Raw genomic sequence first — 14,929 nt, 5'->3', positions numbered from 1 at the left:
CCTCCTTACGCGTCGCAGACTACTACGCGATGCGCAGTAGTCCGCGCACCGCTGCACCGGGCGCGTGTCGAGCCGGGTGTCGGAGCCGGGTGTCAACGGGCCGCCAGTCCTGCGCCGGACGGCGTCAGGGCGGCGTAGCGACGGCGGACACGCGCGGCTCCACGGGGCGACAACGGAGGGGCACGGCGCCCGCACCGGGCGCCCGCCACCAAGGAGTCATCCCGGTGACCCTCGCCGACCTGCTCCCCTCCCTCCGCCCGACCCTCGCCGCCCGTCTCGAGCCGGGCCTGTGGCCGGTCACGACCCGCACGACCTCCGACGGCGCCCTGCAGATCGGCGGGGTCGACCTCACCGAGCTCGCCGCCCGCTTCGGCACCCCGGTGCAGGTGCTCGACACCGCCGACGTCCGCGCCCGCTGCCGCGCCTACCGGGCCGCGCTGCCCGACGCCGAGATCGTCTACGCCGGCAAGGCGTTCCTCTGCCGCGGAATGGCCCGCCTGGTCGCCGACGAGGGCTGCTCGGTCGACGCGTGCTCCGGCGGCGAGGTCGCGGTGGCCGCGGCCGCGGGGCTGCCCGGGGACCGCATCGTGCTGCACGGCACCGTCAAGACCGACGAGGACCTGAAGGCGGCGTTCGCCGCGGGCGTCGGGCGGATCGTGCTGGACTCGGCGGCGGAGGTCGACCGGATCGCCGCGCTCGCGCCGCGCCGGCAGAAGGTGCTGCTGCGGATCAGCCCGGACGTCGACGCCGGCACCCACCCGGGGCTCACCACCGGCACCGCGTCGTCGTGGTTCGGGATGCCGCCCGCCGAGGCGCTGGAGGTCGCCGGACGGGTACTGGCCGCCCCGAGCTGGAGCTGGCCGGGCTGCACTGCCATCTCGGCTCGCAGGTGCCGTCGGTGTCGCGCTACGAGCGGGCCGCGGTCCGGATGGTGGGCGTGATTGCGGCACTGCGTGCGCGGTACGGGGTCACCGTCGCGGAGCTGGACCTGGGCGGCGGGCACGCGGTCGGCTACGCCGAGGGCGAGCCCTGCCTGGACCCGGCGATCTTCGGCCGGGCCGTGCGGGGCACCCTGGCCCGGGCCTGCGCGGCGCACGGCATCGACGAGCCGCGGCTGCTCGTCGAGCCGGGGCGCGCGATCGTCGCCCGGGCCGGGGTGACGCTCTACCGGGTCGGCGCGGTGCAGCGCTGCGGCGACGGCCGCACCACCGTGCTGGTCGACGGCGGCATGAGCGACGACCCCCGCCCCGCCCTCTACGGCGCCCGCTACCCGGTCCGGCTCGTCGGGCGCGCCACCCGGGCACCGCTGGAGTCGGTCCGCGTGGCGGGGCGGCACTGCGAGTCCTCCGACGTGATCGCCGACGGCGTCCGGCTGCCCGCCGACGTCGCCACCGGGGACCTGCTGGCGGTGCCGGTGTCCGGCGCGTACCACGCCTCGATGGCCTCGACCTACAACCAGGTCCCGCGCCCGCCGGTGGTCGCCGTCGCCGCGGGGGCGTCGCTGCCGCTGCTGCGCCGCGACACCCCGGAGGACCTGCTGCGCCGCGACTGCTCCTGAGGCCCCACGCCGGTCGGCGCCCGGTCAGCGGCGGGGCCGCGGGGCCGGCTGGCACCGCGGGCAGGTGAACGACGAGCGGTTCATGAACGCGTCCCGGCGGATCGGGGTGCCGCAGCGACGGCACGCCCGGTCCGCCTGGCCGTAGACGTTCAGGGATCGGTCGAAGTAGCCCGAGGCGCCGTTGACGTTGACGTACAGCGCGTCGAAGGAGGTGCCGCCCTGGACGAGCGCCTCGTGCATGACGGTCGTCGCGGCGTCGAGGACGGTGTGGCCCTGGGCCCGGGTCAGCTTCTCGGTGGGCCGGCTGCCGTGCAGCCGGGCCCGCCAGAGCGCCTCGTCGGCGTAGATGTTGCCGATCCCGGAGACGACGGTCTGGTCGAGCAGTGCCCGCTTGACCTCGGTGCGACGGCGACGCATCGCCGCGACGGCGTCGTCGGCCGAGAACGCCGGGTCCATCGGGTCGCGGGCGATGTGGGCGACCGGCTCGGGCACCAGGCCGCCGCCCGCGCCCGCGGCGAGGGGGTGCACCGACAGCCCGCCGAAGGTGCGCTGGTCGACGAAGCGGAGCTCGGGGCCGTCGTCGTCGAACCGGACGCGGACCCGCAGGTGCTTCTCGTCGGGCGCGTCCGGGGATTCGACGAGCATCTGCCCGGACATGCCCAGGTGCGCGAGCAGCGCGTCGTCACCGGGGCCGGCGGTGTCCAGCTCCAGCCAGAGGTACTTGCCGCGCCGGGCGACCGCGGACAGCGTGCGCCCGGCCAGCCGGGCGGTGAAGTCGTCCGCCCCGGTGGGGTGCCGGCGCACCGCGCGCGGATGCAGTACCTCGACGCGCGCGATCCGCCGGTCCAGCACGTGGTCGGCGAGGCCGCGGCGGACGACCTCGACCTCGGGCAGCTCCGGCATCGCGGCTACCGCCCGGAGCCGGCACTCTCGTCGGACAGCGCGTGCCAGGCGATCTCGGCCGCCTTCTGCTCGGCCTCCTTCTTGGTGCGTCCCGCGCCGCTGCCGAGGTCACGACCCCCGACCACGGCCGTCGCGGTGAACACCTTCAGGTGGTCCGGGCCCTCCTCGTCGATCCGGTACTCGGGCACACCGTGCCCGCCGGCGGCGGTGAGCTCCTGCAGGCTGGTCTTCCAGTCCAGGCCCGCGCCGAGCAACGGGGCACTGTGCAGCAGGTCCGCGAACAGCCGGTGGATCAGCTCGCGGGACGGCTCGAGGCCGTGCGCGAGGTACACCGCGCCGAGCAGCGCCTCGGTGGCGTCGGCCAGGATGCTGGCCTTCGACCGGCCACCGGTCAGCTCCTCACCGCGCCCCAGGTACAGGTACGCGCCGAGGCCGTGCGGCACACCGTCCGGTGTGGGCAACGCCACGGCGACGGTGGCGAGCGCGTGCATGTTGACCACGCTCGCGCGCAGCTTCGCCAGCTGCCCCTCGGGCAGGTCCGGGTGGTCCCGGTACAGCCGCTCGGTGATCACGATCGACAGCACCGAGTCGCCCAGGAACTCCAGGCGCTCGTTGGTCGGCAGTCCACCGTGCTCGTAGGCGTAGGACCGGTGGGTCAGCGCCAGCGTGAGCAGCGTCTCGTCCAGGTCCACACCGAGTGCGGACAGCAGAGGTGACCGGTCCGTCACCGGACCGGTCACACTCTTGTCGCCCACTGCTGCGATCAGGCCGGGCTGGTGACCTGACGACCGTCGTACTGCCCACAGGTCGGGCAGGCGATGTGCTGCAGCTTCGGCTCACGGCAGGCGCGGTTCGAGCAGGCGACCAGGGTCGGCGCAGTGGCCTTCCACTGCGACCGGCGCGCACGCGTGTTCGACCGCGACATCCGGCGCTTGGGAACGGCCATGATGACACTCCTCGGTACTTCGAACGATCAGGTCTGCCCACCGGGGAGCGGGCTCACGAGGAGCCGCCGCTCAGTCGGTGGAGGGCAGGCGCTCACGGAGCGCCGCCCAACGAGGATCCAGTGTCTCATGCCCGTGATCCGATGGGAGATCGGCCCACCTCTCCCCGCACTCGACGCACAGACCAGGGCAGTCCTCGCGGCACAGCGGTGCCATCGGCAGCTCGGTCACGATCGCGTCGCGCACGGCCTGGGTGAGGTCGATGCGCTCGTCGACCAGGCGCGGGATCTCGTCGGCGTCGGTGGTCTCCTCGGTGACCGAGTCCGGGTAGGCGAACAGCTCGCCGATCCGGACCTGCACGTCCTCCCCGATCGGCTCCAGGCAGCGCGAGCACTCCCCCGCCAGCCGGGCGTCGGCGGTGCCGGAGACGTAGACGCCCTCGGTCACCGACTCCAGGGACACGTCGAGCTCGACGTCGGACCCGCCGGGGACGGTGATCACCCCGGTCAGGCCGATCTCGGCGTCGCCGGACGGCGCGGGGACCGTGCGGGCCACGGTGCGCTGGTTGCCGGGGCGGCGGGCCAGCTCGCGGGTGGAGAGGACCCAGGGGTTGTCGTCGGGACGGTTCTGGCTGCGCGCGGTGTTCATCTCGCCGACCAGCGTACGCGGCCCGGTCAGTCGCGTCGTCGCACGTCGAACGCGTCGGCGACCAGGGCGCCCAGCTCCAGGAACGCGTCCGCGGTCGCCGGCCGGAGCCGGGCCGGGTCGATCCGCCCGCCGGTGGCCAGGTGCGGGTCGTGCGGCACCTCGACGACGCCGCGCACCCGCTGGGCGAAGTGCTCGCGGATCCGGGCGGCGTCGACCTCGGCGCTGCGCCGGTCGCAGGACAGCACGACCACCGCGTTGCGGACGAGGTCGCCGTGGCCGTGCGCGACCAGCCAGTCCAGCGTCTTGCTGGCCCGGCCCGCCCCGTCGACGGTGGGGGCCCCCACGACGACCACGGAGTCGGCGCGCGCGAGGGTGCCCTGCATCGTGGAGTGCACCATCCCGGTGCCCGAGTCGGTGATGATGATGTTGAAGAAGCGGCCCAGCAGGTCGACGACGCGCTCGTACTCGTCGCGGGAGAACGCCTCACCGGAGGCGGGGTCCTGCTCCGAGGCCAGGACCTGCAGGCGCCCGGCGAGGCTCGTGTAACGGGACACGTCGGTCCAGGTGCCGACCCCCTCCAGGTCGTTCAGCAGCTCGCGGACGGTGATCCGGGAGTCGCCGGTCAGCCGGTCGGCGAGCGTGCCGGCGTCGGGGTTCGCGTCGAGGACGACGGCCCGGTCCCCTCGGTGCTCGGCCAGCGCCTGCCCGAGGCAGGCCGCGACCGTGGTCTTGCCGACGCCGCCCTTCACCGACATGACCGCCACCCGGTGCGCACCGGCCAGTGGTGCGCGGACCCGCGCCAGCATCCCGGTGCGGAGCTCCTCGGCGTCGCTCGGGCCGGGGTTCACCCGGCCACCGGTGATGTCGTAGAGGGCGCGACGCCAACCGGTGCGCGGCCGGTCGGGCCGGGGCCGCAGCATGGAGTCCTCACGCAGGTCCGCCGCGACCGCCCCGGCGTTCCCACGCCGAGCCTCGGAGCGGGGCAGCTCGGGACGCGGGGCCTCGGGGGGCGGGGCCGGGTTCGTCACGGGGGGTCCTTCCAGCCGGTGCCCATAGCGTTCCCACCAGGTCGTCGGGTCGGGTTCGGGCCGGCGTGCCATGCGCGGGAGAGTAGTACGGCGGGTGACCTGGCTTCCTGCTTCCGGCGTATCCGATCACAGTGAGCCTTTTTCAACCTGCCGTTCCGGCAGCTCAGGGGCCTGGTTGTGTGGGTGCAGACGCCGAGCTAGCGAGCCGGTGACCTGTGCAGCTGTGGTCAGAGCAGTTGCGCTGCAACCTTCGCGATCTCCTGACGCAGAAGCTCGCTGGTCAGGTTGAAAAAGGCTCAGTGACTGCCCGCGGTGAAGCACCTGCGCCGCAGCCGTTGCCGCGATCACCCGGCCGCGCGGGCCGCCTGCCGGGTGGCGCCGGGGGTCTCGCCGAGCACGGCCCGGTAGCGACGGGTGAAGTGGGCCTGGTCGGCGTAGCCGAGTTCGGCGGCCAGCCCGGCCAGCGCGGCGGCCAGCCCGGCCAGCGCGGCGTCCGGGTCGGTCCGGAGCACCGCGGCGGCGTGCTGCAGGCGACGGCACTCGATCAGCCACAGCGGGGTCAGCCCGATGTGGCCGCGGACCAGCCGTTCCAGCGTCCGCGGCGCGACGCCGACGAGCTCGGCGAGCTGGTCGGCGCGTACGACGTCGGTGCGGGACTCGGCCAGCGTGCAGGCCCGGTTGACCAGGCGTCCGGCGTCGGTGACCCGGTCGGCCAGCGGGGCGAGCCAGTCCCGCACCGTCGCGGCCGGGTCGCCGCACGCCACGACCGTGGCCAGCTCCGCCACCGGCGCGCCGTGGACCTCCTCGTCGGCGCCACGCAGTGCGGCCGGCGCGGTGGCCGTGAGCAGCGGGGTCGCGCCGGGCCGGAGCAGCACGCCGACGACCCAGGACCGCCCGGTCAGCTCCCGGACGTCGACGCCGGTGCGCGGCCCGTGCAGTGTCGCGGTGACCGGGTCGGTGACGAGGTTGAACGCCGGGTACTGCAGCACCCGCTGGCGCACCGTGCGCCCGGGCGGCACGTCCCAGCGGGCGGTCCACACCCAGCGCACGAGGTCGTCGAGCCCGATCCGAACCCGGTCGAGCGCGACCTCCGGGGCGCCCGGGTTCAGGTGCCCGCGCGACTCGACGGTCATCGGCCACTCCTGTCGGCAATGTTCAATCCGCCCCGTCGCGGGGCGGGCACGCTCGACCCATGGAGCTCACGAGCAGCGTCACCGGCACCCACACCACCGACGGCCGCCCGCACTGGGTCACCTCGCTCACCCCGCACCTGGTGGCGTCGCCCGCCCGCACAGCGATCGAACTCTACTGTGCCGCCTTCGGGGCCCGGGTGCTCTCGGTCACCGAGATGGGCGACATGATCGGGCACGCCGAGCTGGAGCTGGCGGCCGGCCGGTTCACCGTCTCCGACGCGATGCCCGACTACGGCCTCGTCTCCGCCCCGGCGGGCGACCACCCGGTGTCGCTGTCGCTCGCGGTGTACGTGCCCGACACCGACGCGACCGTCGCCACGCTGACCGAGGCCGGGTCGACCGTGCGGGAGCCGGTCTCGACGTTCGTGTCCGGGGACCGGTTCGGCTCGGTCGTCGACCCGTACGGGGTGCGGTGGGCGGTGATGACCCGGGTGGAGGACCTGTCGCCGGAGGAGAGCGCGCGGCGGGTCGCCGAGTGGGCGGCGGAGCAGGGCTGACGGTGCGGCGGGCGGGTCCCTGATCGGCGCGCCGGCGTCCCGGCCGCAGCCGACGGCACACGGCAGGGCCGGCCGGGACCTCGGCCCTGCCGTGGTCCGGGATGCCGGCGCATCGTGCTCCCGCTGATGCCTGGGACGCAGGACCTTCACCGTTCTCGGAGCTCACGAGTTCGCAATGGTGAACGAGAACTAACTCGACGACGGACGCGGGGTGTGCGAGTTCGACAACCACATCCGCGAACAACCCGGATGGCACGTCGCCCGCGGTCCGGACGGGGTCACGACCACGACACCCACCGGGCGCGCCTACCGCGGAGCGGACTGACCCGACCCGGTGCCGGCGGCCGTCAGTCGATCAGGTCCATCCCGGTGCCGGTGCGCCCCTGCTCCGGGGGCAGCCCGGCGCCGTAGTTCGGACCGTACTGACCGCGCCAGATCTGGCTGCGCCCGCGCCCGACGACGCCCAGCGCGTTGTTCAGGGTGGTCTCCAGCTCGCCGAGGGTGGTGTCGACGTAGTCGTCGCACTCGCGGCGCAGCCGGTCGGCCTCGGCGTGCGCGCCGTCGACGATCCGGCCGGCCTCGGCGTGCGCGGCGCGGACGACCTCGGTCTGGGACACCAGCCGGGTCTGCTCGTTCTGCCCGTCGGCGATGAGCCGGTCGTGCGCGGCCCGCCCGGCGTGGCTCATCCGTTCGGCCTCGTCACGGGCCCGGTCGGTGAGCTCGGCGTACTGACGGCGGCCCTCGGCGACCGCGCGCTCCGCCTCGTGGCGGGCCTCGGCCAGTGTGCGCCCGGCCTCCTCCTGCGCCTCGGCGACGAGCCGCTCGGCCTCGGTGCGCGCGTTCTGCAGCGTCTCCTCGGCCTCGGAGTTCGCCGCTGTCCGGGTCTCCTCCGCCTCGCGCTCGGCCTCGGACACGATGTCGTCGCGCCGGTCGAGCACGTCCTGGGCGTCGTCCATCTCGCCCGGGATCGCCTCGCGGACGTCGTCGAGCAGCTCCAGCACGTCGCCGCGCGGGACCACGCAGTTCGACGTCATCGGGACGCTGCGCGCCTCTTCGACGATCGTCACCAGCGCGTCCAGCGACTCGAAGACCCGGTACACGCGAGCGATCCTCTCACCGTCGCGGGCGCGGACCCGTTATTCGGCGCCGCTCCCGCGTGTCAAGTTCCGACCGGGTGAGCCTGGCAGGGGTCCGGGCTCAGCCGGACAGGCGCTCCAGCAGCCGGGTGTGCACGCTCGGCGGGAGGAACGCGGTGACGTCGCCGCCGCCGCGGGCGACCTCCTTGACCAGCGAGCTCGACACGTAGACCTGCCCGGGCGCGCCGGGCAGGAACAGCGTCTCGACTCCGGTCAGGTGCCGGTTCATGTGCGCCATCGGCAGCTCGTAGTCGTAGTCCGTCGCGCCGCGCAGGCCCTTGACCATCGCCCGGGCGCCGCGCTCACGGCAGTAGTCGACGACGAGGCCCTGGAACGACTCGACCCGCACGCCCGGGAGGTCCGCGGTGATCTCGGTGAGCATCGCGACACGCTCGTCGACGGAGAACAGCCCCTCCTTGCGGGGGTTCACGAGGATCGCGACGAACACCTCGTCGAACAGCCCCGCGGTGCGGGCGATGACGTCGAGATGCCCCACCGTCGGCGGGTCGTAGGAACCGGGGCAGACGGCGCGGCGGACCTCGGGCATGGAGCGGAACCTATCAGCCGGTGATCACCGGTCAGGCCCAGCTCCGGTCGAGCGACATGTGCAGCTCGTAGCGGTCACCGCGGTAGTGGGACACGGTGTACTCGACCGGCCGGTCGCCGGAGCTGGCGGTCCGGTCGAACACCAGGACCGGGTGCCCGGCGGGGATCCCGAGCAGGACCGCCGAGGCCTCGTCGGCCTGCCGGGCGGCGACGGTCTGCTCGGCGCGGTCGATGGGGAGCCGGTAGTGGTCCTGCAGGATCTTGTAGACCGAGCCGCTGAGGTCGTGCGCGTCGAGGTCGGGGACCCGCTCGGCGTCGTACCAGGCGTCGTCGATCGACATCGGCACCCCGTCGGCGACGCGCAACCGCCGCAGGTGCCAGCACCGGCCGTCGGGGCCCTGGCCGAGCGCACGGACGGCCTCCGGCGGCCCGGTGGTGCAGGCGACATCGAGGACGACCGTGGTCGGGGTCAGTCCGAGCCGGCGCATGTCGTCGTGGAAGGACGCGAGGTGCAGCCGGGAGCGCGCGGTGCGGGCGGCGACGTAGGTGCCCTTGCCGCGGACCCGGGTCAGCAGCCCGTCGCGCTCCAACTCGCCGACGGCGGCCCGCACCGTCACCCGGCTCACGCCGTGGTCCAGACACAGCCTGCGCTCGCTGGGGAAGGGGTCGCCCGGTGAGAAGTCCCGCGCGATCGTCTCCGCGAGCAGGGTGCGGAGCTGCTCGTGCTTGGGCACGACCCCGTCGCCGATCCGGACCTCGCCGTTCATGGTGCCGTCCACCGTAGCCACTACCGCCCCCGTCCCGGTGCGCCGACCTGCCCGGCCGCGACGGGCCCGGCCCGCTCCCCGGCGGCCGCCCGGTCGAGCACGAGCGTGCAGTGCGGGTGGGTGCGCAGCACGGTCGCGGGCACGTCGGTCGTGACCGGTCCGGACACCGTCGCCGCCACGGCCGCGCGCTTGCCCTCCCCGGTCGCGACGAGCACGATCCGCCGCGCGCCGGTGATGGTGGCCAGCCCCTGGGTGAGCACCCGGTGCGGCACGTCGGCCGGACGGTCGAAGAACCGTGCGTTGTCGGCGCGGGTCCGCTCGGTCAGCGTCGTGACCCGGGTGCGCGAGTCGAACGCCGAGCCGGGCTCGTTGAACCCGATGTGGCCGTTCCCGCCGATGCCCAGGATCTGCAGGTCCACCGGGCCGTGCGCGGCGAGCAGACGCTCGTAGTCGGCGGCGGCCGCCTCCGGGTCGGCGCGGGTGCCGTCGGGGGCGTGCACCGCGGCCGGGTCGATGTCGAGGTGGTCGGTCAGCTCACGGCGGATGACCTCGCGGTAGGACTGCGGATGCCCCGCGGGCAGGCCCAGGTACTCGTCGAGCAGGAACGCCCGCGCCCCGGCGAAGGACAGCCCCTCCTCGCGGTGCCGCCGGATCAGCTCGGCGTAGGCGGGCAGCGGGGAGCTTCCGGTGGCGAGCCCGAGGGTCGCCGGCCGGCCGGTGTCACGGGCCAGGACCTCGGCGACGGCGTCGGCGACCGCCCGCCCGCAGGCCCGTGGGTCGTCGAGGACCACGACCTCCATCACGCACCCCCACCGGTGACGGGCTCCCCGGCGCGCAGCACGTGGCGCGGCCGCAGGTCCGCGTCGGTGACGAGCACGTCGGCGCGGTGACCCGGGACCAGCGACCCGACCTCGCCGTCGAGCCCGAGGAGCCGGGCCGGCGTGCGGGTCGCGGCGAGCACCGCGTCCGGCAGCCGGACCCCCGCGTCGCGCACCGTGGCCCGGACGACGTCGACCAGGCACGCGGTGCCGCCGGCGATGGGCCCGTCCGGGATCCGGGCGACGCCGTCGTCCACCCGGACCTGCATCGTGCCCAGGCGGTACTGGCCGTCGGGCATCCCGGCCGCGGCCATCGCGTCGGTGACCAGCGCGACCCGGTCCGGCCCGACGAGGTCGAACACCGCGGCGACGGTCTCGGAGGCCAGGTGCACCCCGTCCGCGACGAGCTCCACGACGAGCTCGCCCCGCGCGGCCGCCGCCAGGCACGCAGCGGCCGGCCCGGGCGCCCGGTGGTGCACCGGGGGCATCGCGTTGAACAGGTGGGTGGCGCTCATCGGCGCCCCGCCGGCCCGTTCGATCCCGGTCGTGGTGGTGCGGGCGTCGGCGTCGGTGTGGCCGATGCTCGGCAGCACGCCGTGCGTGGCGAGCACCGCGAGCAGGTCCGCCGCGTGCGCGGTCTCCGGCGCGTAGGTCACCGACGCGACGGCGCCGTCGGCCTTGGTCAGCAGCTCGTCGAGCAGCACGGGGTCGCCCGGGAGGATCGCGCGCGGGTCGTGCGCGCCGCACCGCGCGGTCGCCAGGAACGGGCCCTCCAGGTGGATCCCGGCGAGGTCCCCGGCGACGACGAGCGGACGCAGCGTCGCGATCCGTTCGGCCAGCACGGTCGGCGGGGCCGAGACGAGCGAGGCGACCGTCGTCGTCGTGCCGTGCGCCCGGTGGTGGGCGACGGCCGCCGCGGCCCCGGCCGCCGTCGCGTCCGGGAAGCCGTGTCCGGCACCGCCGTGGTCGTGCACGTCGACCAGCCCGGGCAGCAGCAGCGACGACGACGCGGGCGGGAGCGGACCGTCGTACGCCGCGGCCGGGACGACCGCGACGATCCGGTCCCCCGCGACCGCGACGACCGAGTCCGGGAGCAGCCGGCCGTCGGTGACGACGGTGCCGCGCAGCACGCGGTCCGCCGTCACGCGTCGTGGTCCGTCTCGAGCAGCGCCACGAGGCCGTCCAGCGCGGCGGGCGCGTCGTCGCCGTCGGCCCGCAGGACGACCTCGTCGCCGAAGACGACGCCGAGGGTCATGAGCCCGAGGACGCTGCGGGCGTCGACCGGGTCCTTCCCCTGCGTCGCGACGGTGACGTCCAGTCCGGTGGCGCCTGCCGCGCGGGCGAACAGCGCGGCCGGGCGGGCGTGCAGCCCCACCCGGGACGCGACGACGGCGGTGCGGGTGTGCACGGTGTTCTCCTGCTCCTCGTGGGTGGTCACCGGTCGGTCCGTCCGGCGGTGTCGGTGTCGCCGGCGGCCCCGGCGGCCCCGGCGGCCCCGGTGGTCCCGGCGCTCCCGGTCGTCCCGGCACTCTCGGTGGTCGCGGCGGTGACGGTGGCCGGTGTGGTCTCGGTGCCGGTGGTCTCGTCGTCCTCCCGGCCGGGGGTGCGCAGGTTCCAGCGGCGGATCACGAAGCGGAACAGCACGTAGTAGACGACGGCGTAGGCCAGCCCGATCGGGATCAGCCACAGCGGCCGGGTGGACTGGCCGAAGTTGAGGACGTAGTCGATCGCGCCGGCGGAGAAGGCGAACCCGCTGTGGATGTCGAGCGCGTTGACCAGCGCGAGCGAGGTGCCGGTGAGCACCGCGTGGATCAGGTACAGCGGCCACGCGACGTAGACGAAGGCGTACTCGAGCGGCTCGGTGATGCCGGTGACGAAGGAGGTCAGCGCGACCGACACCATGATCCCACCGACCAGCTTGCGCCGCTCCGGGCGGGCCTCGTGCCAGATCGCGAGTGCCGCGGCGGGCAGCGCGAACATCATGATCGGGAAGAAGCCGGTCATGAACGTCCCGGCGGTCGGGTCACCGGCGAAGAAGCGGTTGAGGTCACCGCGGGTGCCGTCGAAGTCCCCGAGGAGGAACCAGACGACGTTGTTCACGATGTGGTGCAGCCCGATCGGCAGGAGCAGCCGGTTCACCACGCCGAAGATTCCGCCGCCGACGACCGCGTTCTCCCCGACCACGGTGCCCAGCCCGGTCAGCCCGGCGTTGAAGACCGGGTAGACCAGGCTCATCACCGACGCGATCACCATCATCGAGACCGCGGTGAGGATCGGGACCAGCCGACGGCCGTTGAAGAAGCCGAGGAAGGTCGGCAGCGTCGTGCGGTGGAAGCGCTGCCACAGCAGCGCCGCGACGAGCCCCGCGACGATGCCGCCCAGCACCCCGAAGTCGATCGTGGCCTGCTCGCCCTTCGAGTCGAGCACCCCGGGCAGCAGCACCGGGGACAGCGCGGTGAACACCCCGTCCATGACGAGGTAGCCGACGAGGGCCGCGAGCGCGGTGGAACCGTCGGAGCGGCGCGCCCAGCCGATCGCGATGCCGACCGCGAAGATCATCGGGAGGTGGTCGAACAGCGCGCCGCCGGCCGCGGCGAGCACCGCCGCGGGCTGCTTCAGCGCCTCGACCCCGCCGAGCAGGTCGTCCTGCCCGAGACGCAGCAGCAGACCGGCCGCGGGCAGGACGGCGATCGGGAGCATCAGGCTCCGGCCGAGACGCTGCAGGCCGGCCAGCCCGGCCCGTCGTCGTACCGGTTCCGCTGTGGAGGTGCTCATGGGCTCGCACTCCTCGTGAGGTGTCGGCGACCGGGGCCGGTGCGCGGGCGTTGTGGAGCCGCCGCGTCAGCCGGTACGGTCTGGTTATTACCAGTGAGGGTGCGGGGCGAGCGCGGCACTGTCAAGACACTGGTCATGACCAGTAGTGACCGGAGAGCGGAGGAACCCCATGAGCAGGGCCGACGACATCGTGGCGGGGCTGGGCGGGCCCGGGAACATCACCGACATCGAGGCGTGCATCACCCGGCTGCGGACCGAGGTCGGCGACCCCGGCCTGGTCGACGACGCCGCGCTGAAGGCCGCCGGGGCGCACGGTGTGGTCCGGTCAGGGACCGTCGTGCAGGTCGTGATCGGGCCGGAGGCGGAGAACCTCTGCGACGACGTCCGGGACCTGCTGTGACAACGGAGTCGACAACGGAGCCGACACCCGTGTTCGCGCCCGTCGGCGGGACCGTGGTCGGGCCAGCGGGAGTGCCGGACCCGGTGTTCCGCGACGAGCTGCTCGGCGGTGGGACGGCGGTCGAGCCGTCCGCGGACGCCACCGAGGCGGTCGTGCTGGCCCCGGTCGGCGGGACGGTCGCGGCGCTGCACCCGCACGCCTTCGTCGTCGCCCCCGCCGACGGGCCCGGAGTGCTGGTGCACGTCGGGATCGAGACGGTCTCGCTCGGCGGGGCCGGGTTCACCGTGCACGTCGCGAAGGGCGACCCGGTCGAGCCGGGCACCCCGGTGCTGACCGTCGACCTCGCCGCCGTGCGGGCTGCCGGACTGGCCGCGACCTGTCCGGTCGTCGTGCTGGACTCACCCGCCGGGTCGGTGAGCGCCCCCACCGGGCACACCGTGCGCGCCGGGGACGAGCTGTTCCGCCTGTGAGCGGCGCCGACGCAGTGGCCACCGTCCCCGACGGGGCCCCGGTCGTCTTCGACCTCGACGGCACCCTCGTGCGCAGCGAGCACGTGCACCGCCGGATCTGGGCCCGGTTCTTCGCCGAGTGGGGCGCCGACGTCGACGACGACACCTACCGGCACCGGTTCATGGGCCGCCGCGCGGTCGACGTGCTGCGCGAGGTCGACGGGCCGTGGCGCGGCGAGGACCCCGACGAGCTCGCCGCGCAGCTGGCCGGGCACGGCTCCGCCCTCGCCGAGGACGTCGACGTCGTCCCCGGCGCACCCGCGCTGCTCCGCTCGCTGGCCGAGCGCGGGCACCGGCTCGCGGTGGTGACGAGCGCCCGCCGCGGCTGGGCGGACCGGGTGCTGGGTGACGTGCTCGGCGCGGCCCCGCTGGTCGAGCTGGTCGTCACCGCCGAGGACGTGGTGCGTGGCAAGCCGGACCCGGAGGGCTACCTCGCCGCGTGCCGCCGTCTCGACGCCGACCCGGGCGGCTGCGTCGCGTTCGAGGACTCCGTCGCCGGGGTGTCCTCGCTGGTCGCGGCCGGGATGGGCACCATCGTCGGGGTCCGGACGACGGCCGGGGAGGCGGAGCTGACCGCGGCCGGGGCGCACCGCACGGTGCCCGACCTGACACCCGACCGGCTACTGGGCCCGGCGGCCTGATCCGGGCTCAGCCCACGAGCGAGCCGTGGTGCAGGACGGTGTCGCCGTAGCGGCGTGACCGGCCCGCGGTGAACCCCTCCGGCCAGGCGAACTCCCCCGACGCCTTCGCCCGCTCGACGACGACGGCCGCTCCGGGTGCGAGCCACCCGTGGGCGGCGGCGCTCAGCCAGCCCGCGACCTCGTCGTCGGGCACCGCGTAGGGCGGGTCGACCAGCACGACGTCGAACGCCCGCGGCGCGGGCCCGGCCAGCACGGTCCCGGCCCGCCCCGCGACGACCGACCCGCCGAGCCCGACCGCGGCCAGGTTGCGCCGCAGCACCCCCGCGGCCCGCTTGTCCGACTCGACGAACAGCGCCTCGGCGGCGCCCCGCGACAGCGCCTCCAGCCCCAGCGCGCCGGAGCCGGCGCACACGTCGAGGACGGCGGCGCCGTGCAGGCCCGGGTCGTGGTCGAGCGCGGAGAACAGCGCCTCCCGGACCCGGTCCGACGTCGGCCGGGTCCCCGACGGCGGCACGGCGAGCCGTCGTCCGCCCGCCGTGCCCGTGATCAGCCTGGTCATCGCTCCA

Annotated in this window: 18 protein-coding genes and 1 pseudogene; 5 read left to right on the top strand and 14 right to left on the bottom strand. The window is 74.9% G+C overall.

Translation table 11 applies throughout. The features are described 5' to 3' along the window. Window positions 1–224 precede the first annotated feature (224 nt). A pseudogene (gene lysA, locus XF36_RS07020) lies at window positions 225–1,558 on the top strand (diaminopimelate decarboxylase). Window positions 1,559–1,582: 24 nt separating this feature from the next. Here the strand turns inward: lysA and mutM are convergent. The 6 genes from mutM to XF36_RS06990 form a co-directional block, all read right to left on the bottom strand. Beyond that, on the bottom strand, window positions 1,583–2,461 hold the full coding sequence (gene mutM, locus XF36_RS07015; protein ID WP_060711351.1) for a bifunctional DNA-formamidopyrimidine glycosylase/DNA-(apurinic or apyrimidinic site) lyase: 879 nt from the start codon (window positions 2,459–2,461) through the stop codon (window positions 1,583–1,585). A gap of 5 nt (window positions 2,462–2,466) precedes the next feature. Beyond that, entirely contained in the window at window positions 2,467–3,216 is a 750-nt protein-coding gene (gene rnc / locus XF36_RS07010; RefSeq protein ID WP_020626226.1) for a ribonuclease III, read from the bottom strand. Between the two features lie 8 nt (window positions 3,217–3,224). Next, entirely contained in the window at window positions 3,225–3,407 is a 183-nt protein-coding gene (gene rpmF, locus XF36_RS07005) for a 50S ribosomal protein L32 (protein WP_020626225.1), read from the bottom strand. A 70-nt stretch (window positions 3,408–3,477) separates the two neighbouring features. After that, window positions 3,478–4,053, bottom strand: a complete 576-nt coding sequence (locus tag XF36_RS07000; protein ID WP_020626224.1) for a YceD family protein — start codon at window positions 4,051–4,053, stop codon at window positions 3,478–3,480. A gap of 26 nt (window positions 4,054–4,079) precedes the next feature. Continuing rightward, window positions 4,080–5,081: a MinD/ParA family ATP-binding protein gene (locus XF36_RS06995; RefSeq protein WP_060711350.1), complete on the bottom strand. Its 1,002-nt coding sequence runs from the start codon at window positions 5,079–5,081 to the stop codon at window positions 4,080–4,082. Window positions 5,082–5,425: 344 nt separating this feature from the next. Further along, window positions 5,426–6,214, bottom strand: coding sequence for an AraC family transcriptional regulator (locus XF36_RS06990; RefSeq protein WP_060711349.1), 789 nt, complete (start codon window positions 6,212–6,214; stop codon window positions 5,426–5,428). 59 nt (window positions 6,215–6,273) lie between these two features. Here XF36_RS06990 and XF36_RS06985 point away from each other — a divergent pair, with 59 nt between their 5' ends. Next, window positions 6,274–6,771, top strand: a complete 498-nt coding sequence (locus XF36_RS06985; protein ID WP_060711348.1) for a VOC family protein — start codon at window positions 6,274–6,276, stop codon at window positions 6,769–6,771. Between the two features lie 347 nt (window positions 6,772–7,118). On the opposite strand, the gene XF36_RS06980 is transcribed toward XF36_RS06985, so the two are convergent. From XF36_RS06980 to XF36_RS06950, 7 genes are all read right to left on the bottom strand, one after another. Then, the gene (locus XF36_RS06980; RefSeq protein ID WP_060711347.1) at window positions 7,119–7,871 is read right to left on the bottom strand and encodes a DivIVA domain-containing protein; all 753 of its coding nucleotides are present in this window, start codon (window positions 7,869–7,871) and stop codon (window positions 7,119–7,121) included. Window positions 7,872–7,968: 97 nt separating this feature from the next. Beyond that, a complete protein-coding gene (gene coaD / locus XF36_RS06975) occupies window positions 7,969–8,454 on the bottom strand; it encodes a pantetheine-phosphate adenylyltransferase (RefSeq protein ID WP_060711346.1) in 486 nt (161 codons plus the stop codon). A 31-nt stretch (window positions 8,455–8,485) separates the two neighbouring features. Beyond that, a complete protein-coding gene (locus XF36_RS06970; protein WP_060714487.1) occupies window positions 8,486–9,220 on the bottom strand; it encodes a GntR family transcriptional regulator in 735 nt (244 codons plus the stop codon). 20 nt (window positions 9,221–9,240) lie between these two features. Beyond that, entirely contained in the window at window positions 9,241–10,020 is a 780-nt protein-coding gene (locus tag XF36_RS06965; RefSeq protein ID WP_060711345.1) for a glucosamine-6-phosphate deaminase, read from the bottom strand. Beyond that, window positions 10,020–11,183 carry an N-acetylglucosamine-6-phosphate deacetylase gene (locus XF36_RS06960; protein ID WP_060711344.1) on the bottom strand — a complete coding sequence of 388 codons (1,164 nt, stop codon included), beginning with the start codon at window positions 11,181–11,183 and terminating at the stop codon, window positions 10,020–10,022. Before XF36_RS06960 ends, XF36_RS06965 begins: the two co-directional genes overlap by 1 nt. Next, a complete protein-coding gene (locus XF36_RS06955) occupies window positions 11,180–11,446 on the bottom strand; it encodes an HPr family phosphocarrier protein (RefSeq protein ID WP_060714486.1) in 267 nt (88 codons plus the stop codon). The genes XF36_RS06960 and XF36_RS06955 overlap by 4 nt, the downstream gene beginning before the upstream one ends. Before the next feature lie 26 nt (window positions 11,447–11,472). Continuing rightward, window positions 11,473–12,813 carry a PTS transporter subunit EIIC gene (locus tag XF36_RS06950; protein ID WP_082375232.1) on the bottom strand — a complete coding sequence of 447 codons (1,341 nt, stop codon included), beginning with the start codon at window positions 12,811–12,813 and terminating at the stop codon, window positions 11,473–11,475. A gap of 169 nt (window positions 12,814–12,982) precedes the next feature. On the opposite strand from XF36_RS06950, the gene XF36_RS06945 reads away from it, so the two are divergent. The 3 genes from XF36_RS06945 to XF36_RS06935 are packed head-to-tail and all read left to right on the top strand — an operon-like array spanning window position 12,983 to window position 14,363. Beyond that, window positions 12,983–13,213: a glucose PTS transporter subunit EIIB gene (locus XF36_RS06945; RefSeq protein WP_020626212.1), complete on the top strand. Its 231-nt coding sequence runs from the start codon at window positions 12,983–12,985 to the stop codon at window positions 13,211–13,213. Window positions 13,214–13,242: 29 nt separating this feature from the next. After that, window positions 13,243–13,683, top strand: a complete 441-nt coding sequence (locus XF36_RS06940; protein WP_060711343.1) for a PTS sugar transporter subunit IIA — start codon at window positions 13,243–13,245, stop codon at window positions 13,681–13,683. Next, the gene (locus XF36_RS06935) at window positions 13,680–14,363 is read left to right on the top strand and encodes an HAD family hydrolase (RefSeq protein WP_168169472.1); all 684 of its coding nucleotides are present in this window, start codon (window positions 13,680–13,682) and stop codon (window positions 14,361–14,363) included. Before XF36_RS06940 ends, XF36_RS06935 begins: the two co-directional genes overlap by 4 nt. Before the next feature lie 7 nt (window positions 14,364–14,370). Here XF36_RS06935 and rsmD read toward each other — a convergent pair whose 3' ends face one another. Continuing rightward, window positions 14,371–14,922, bottom strand: a complete 552-nt coding sequence (gene rsmD / locus XF36_RS06930) for a 16S rRNA (guanine(966)-N(2))-methyltransferase RsmD (RefSeq protein ID WP_060711342.1) — start codon at window positions 14,920–14,922, stop codon at window positions 14,371–14,373. Window positions 14,923–14,929 lie beyond the last annotated feature (7 nt).

It is taken from the genome of Pseudonocardia sp. HH130629-09 (genome assembly GCF_001294645.1).
GTDB lineage: Bacteria > Actinomycetota > Actinomycetes > Mycobacteriales > Pseudonocardiaceae > Pseudonocardia.
The sequence above is the reverse complement of the archived record's forward strand: the minus strand, read 5'-3'. Positions and strand labels throughout refer to the sequence as shown.

Bases quoted from the DNA above. Each gene is read 5' to 3' on its own strand.
- mutM (WP_060711351.1), bottom strand. From the start codon at position 2,461: ATGCCGGAGCTGCCCGAGGTCGAGGTCGTCCGCCGCGGCCTCGCCGAC.
- rpmF (WP_020626225.1), bottom strand. From the start codon at position 3,407: ATGGCCGTTCCCAAGCGCCGGATGTCGCGGTCGAACACGCGTGCGCGC.
- XF36_RS07000 (WP_020626224.1), bottom strand. From the start codon at position 4,053: ATGAACACCGCGCGCAGCCAGAACCGTCCCGACGACAACCCCTGGGTC.
- XF36_RS06990 (WP_060711349.1), bottom strand. From the start codon at position 6,214: ATGACCGTCGAGTCGCGCGGGCACCTGAACCCGGGCGCCCCGGAGGTC.
- XF36_RS06985 (WP_060711348.1), top strand. From the start codon at position 6,274: ATGGAGCTCACGAGCAGCGTCACCGGCACCCACACCACCGACGGCCGC.
- coaD (WP_060711346.1), bottom strand. From the start codon at position 8,454: ATGCCCGAGGTCCGCCGCGCCGTCTGCCCCGGTTCCTACGACCCGCCG.
- XF36_RS06970 (WP_060714487.1), bottom strand. From the start codon at position 9,220: ATGAACGGCGAGGTCCGGATCGGCGACGGGGTCGTGCCCAAGCACGAG.
- XF36_RS06965 (WP_060711345.1), bottom strand. From the start codon at position 10,020: ATGGAGGTCGTGGTCCTCGACGACCCACGGGCCTGCGGGCGGGCGGTC.
- XF36_RS06950 (WP_082375232.1), bottom strand. From the start codon at position 12,813: ATGAGCACCTCCACAGCGGAACCGGTACGACGACGGGCCGGGCTGGCC.
- XF36_RS06945 (WP_020626212.1), top strand. From the start codon at position 12,983: ATGAGCAGGGCCGACGACATCGTGGCGGGGCTGGGCGGGCCCGGGAAC.
- rsmD (WP_060711342.1), bottom strand. From the start codon at position 14,922: ATGACCAGGCTGATCACGGGCACGGCGGGCGGACGACGGCTCGCCGTG.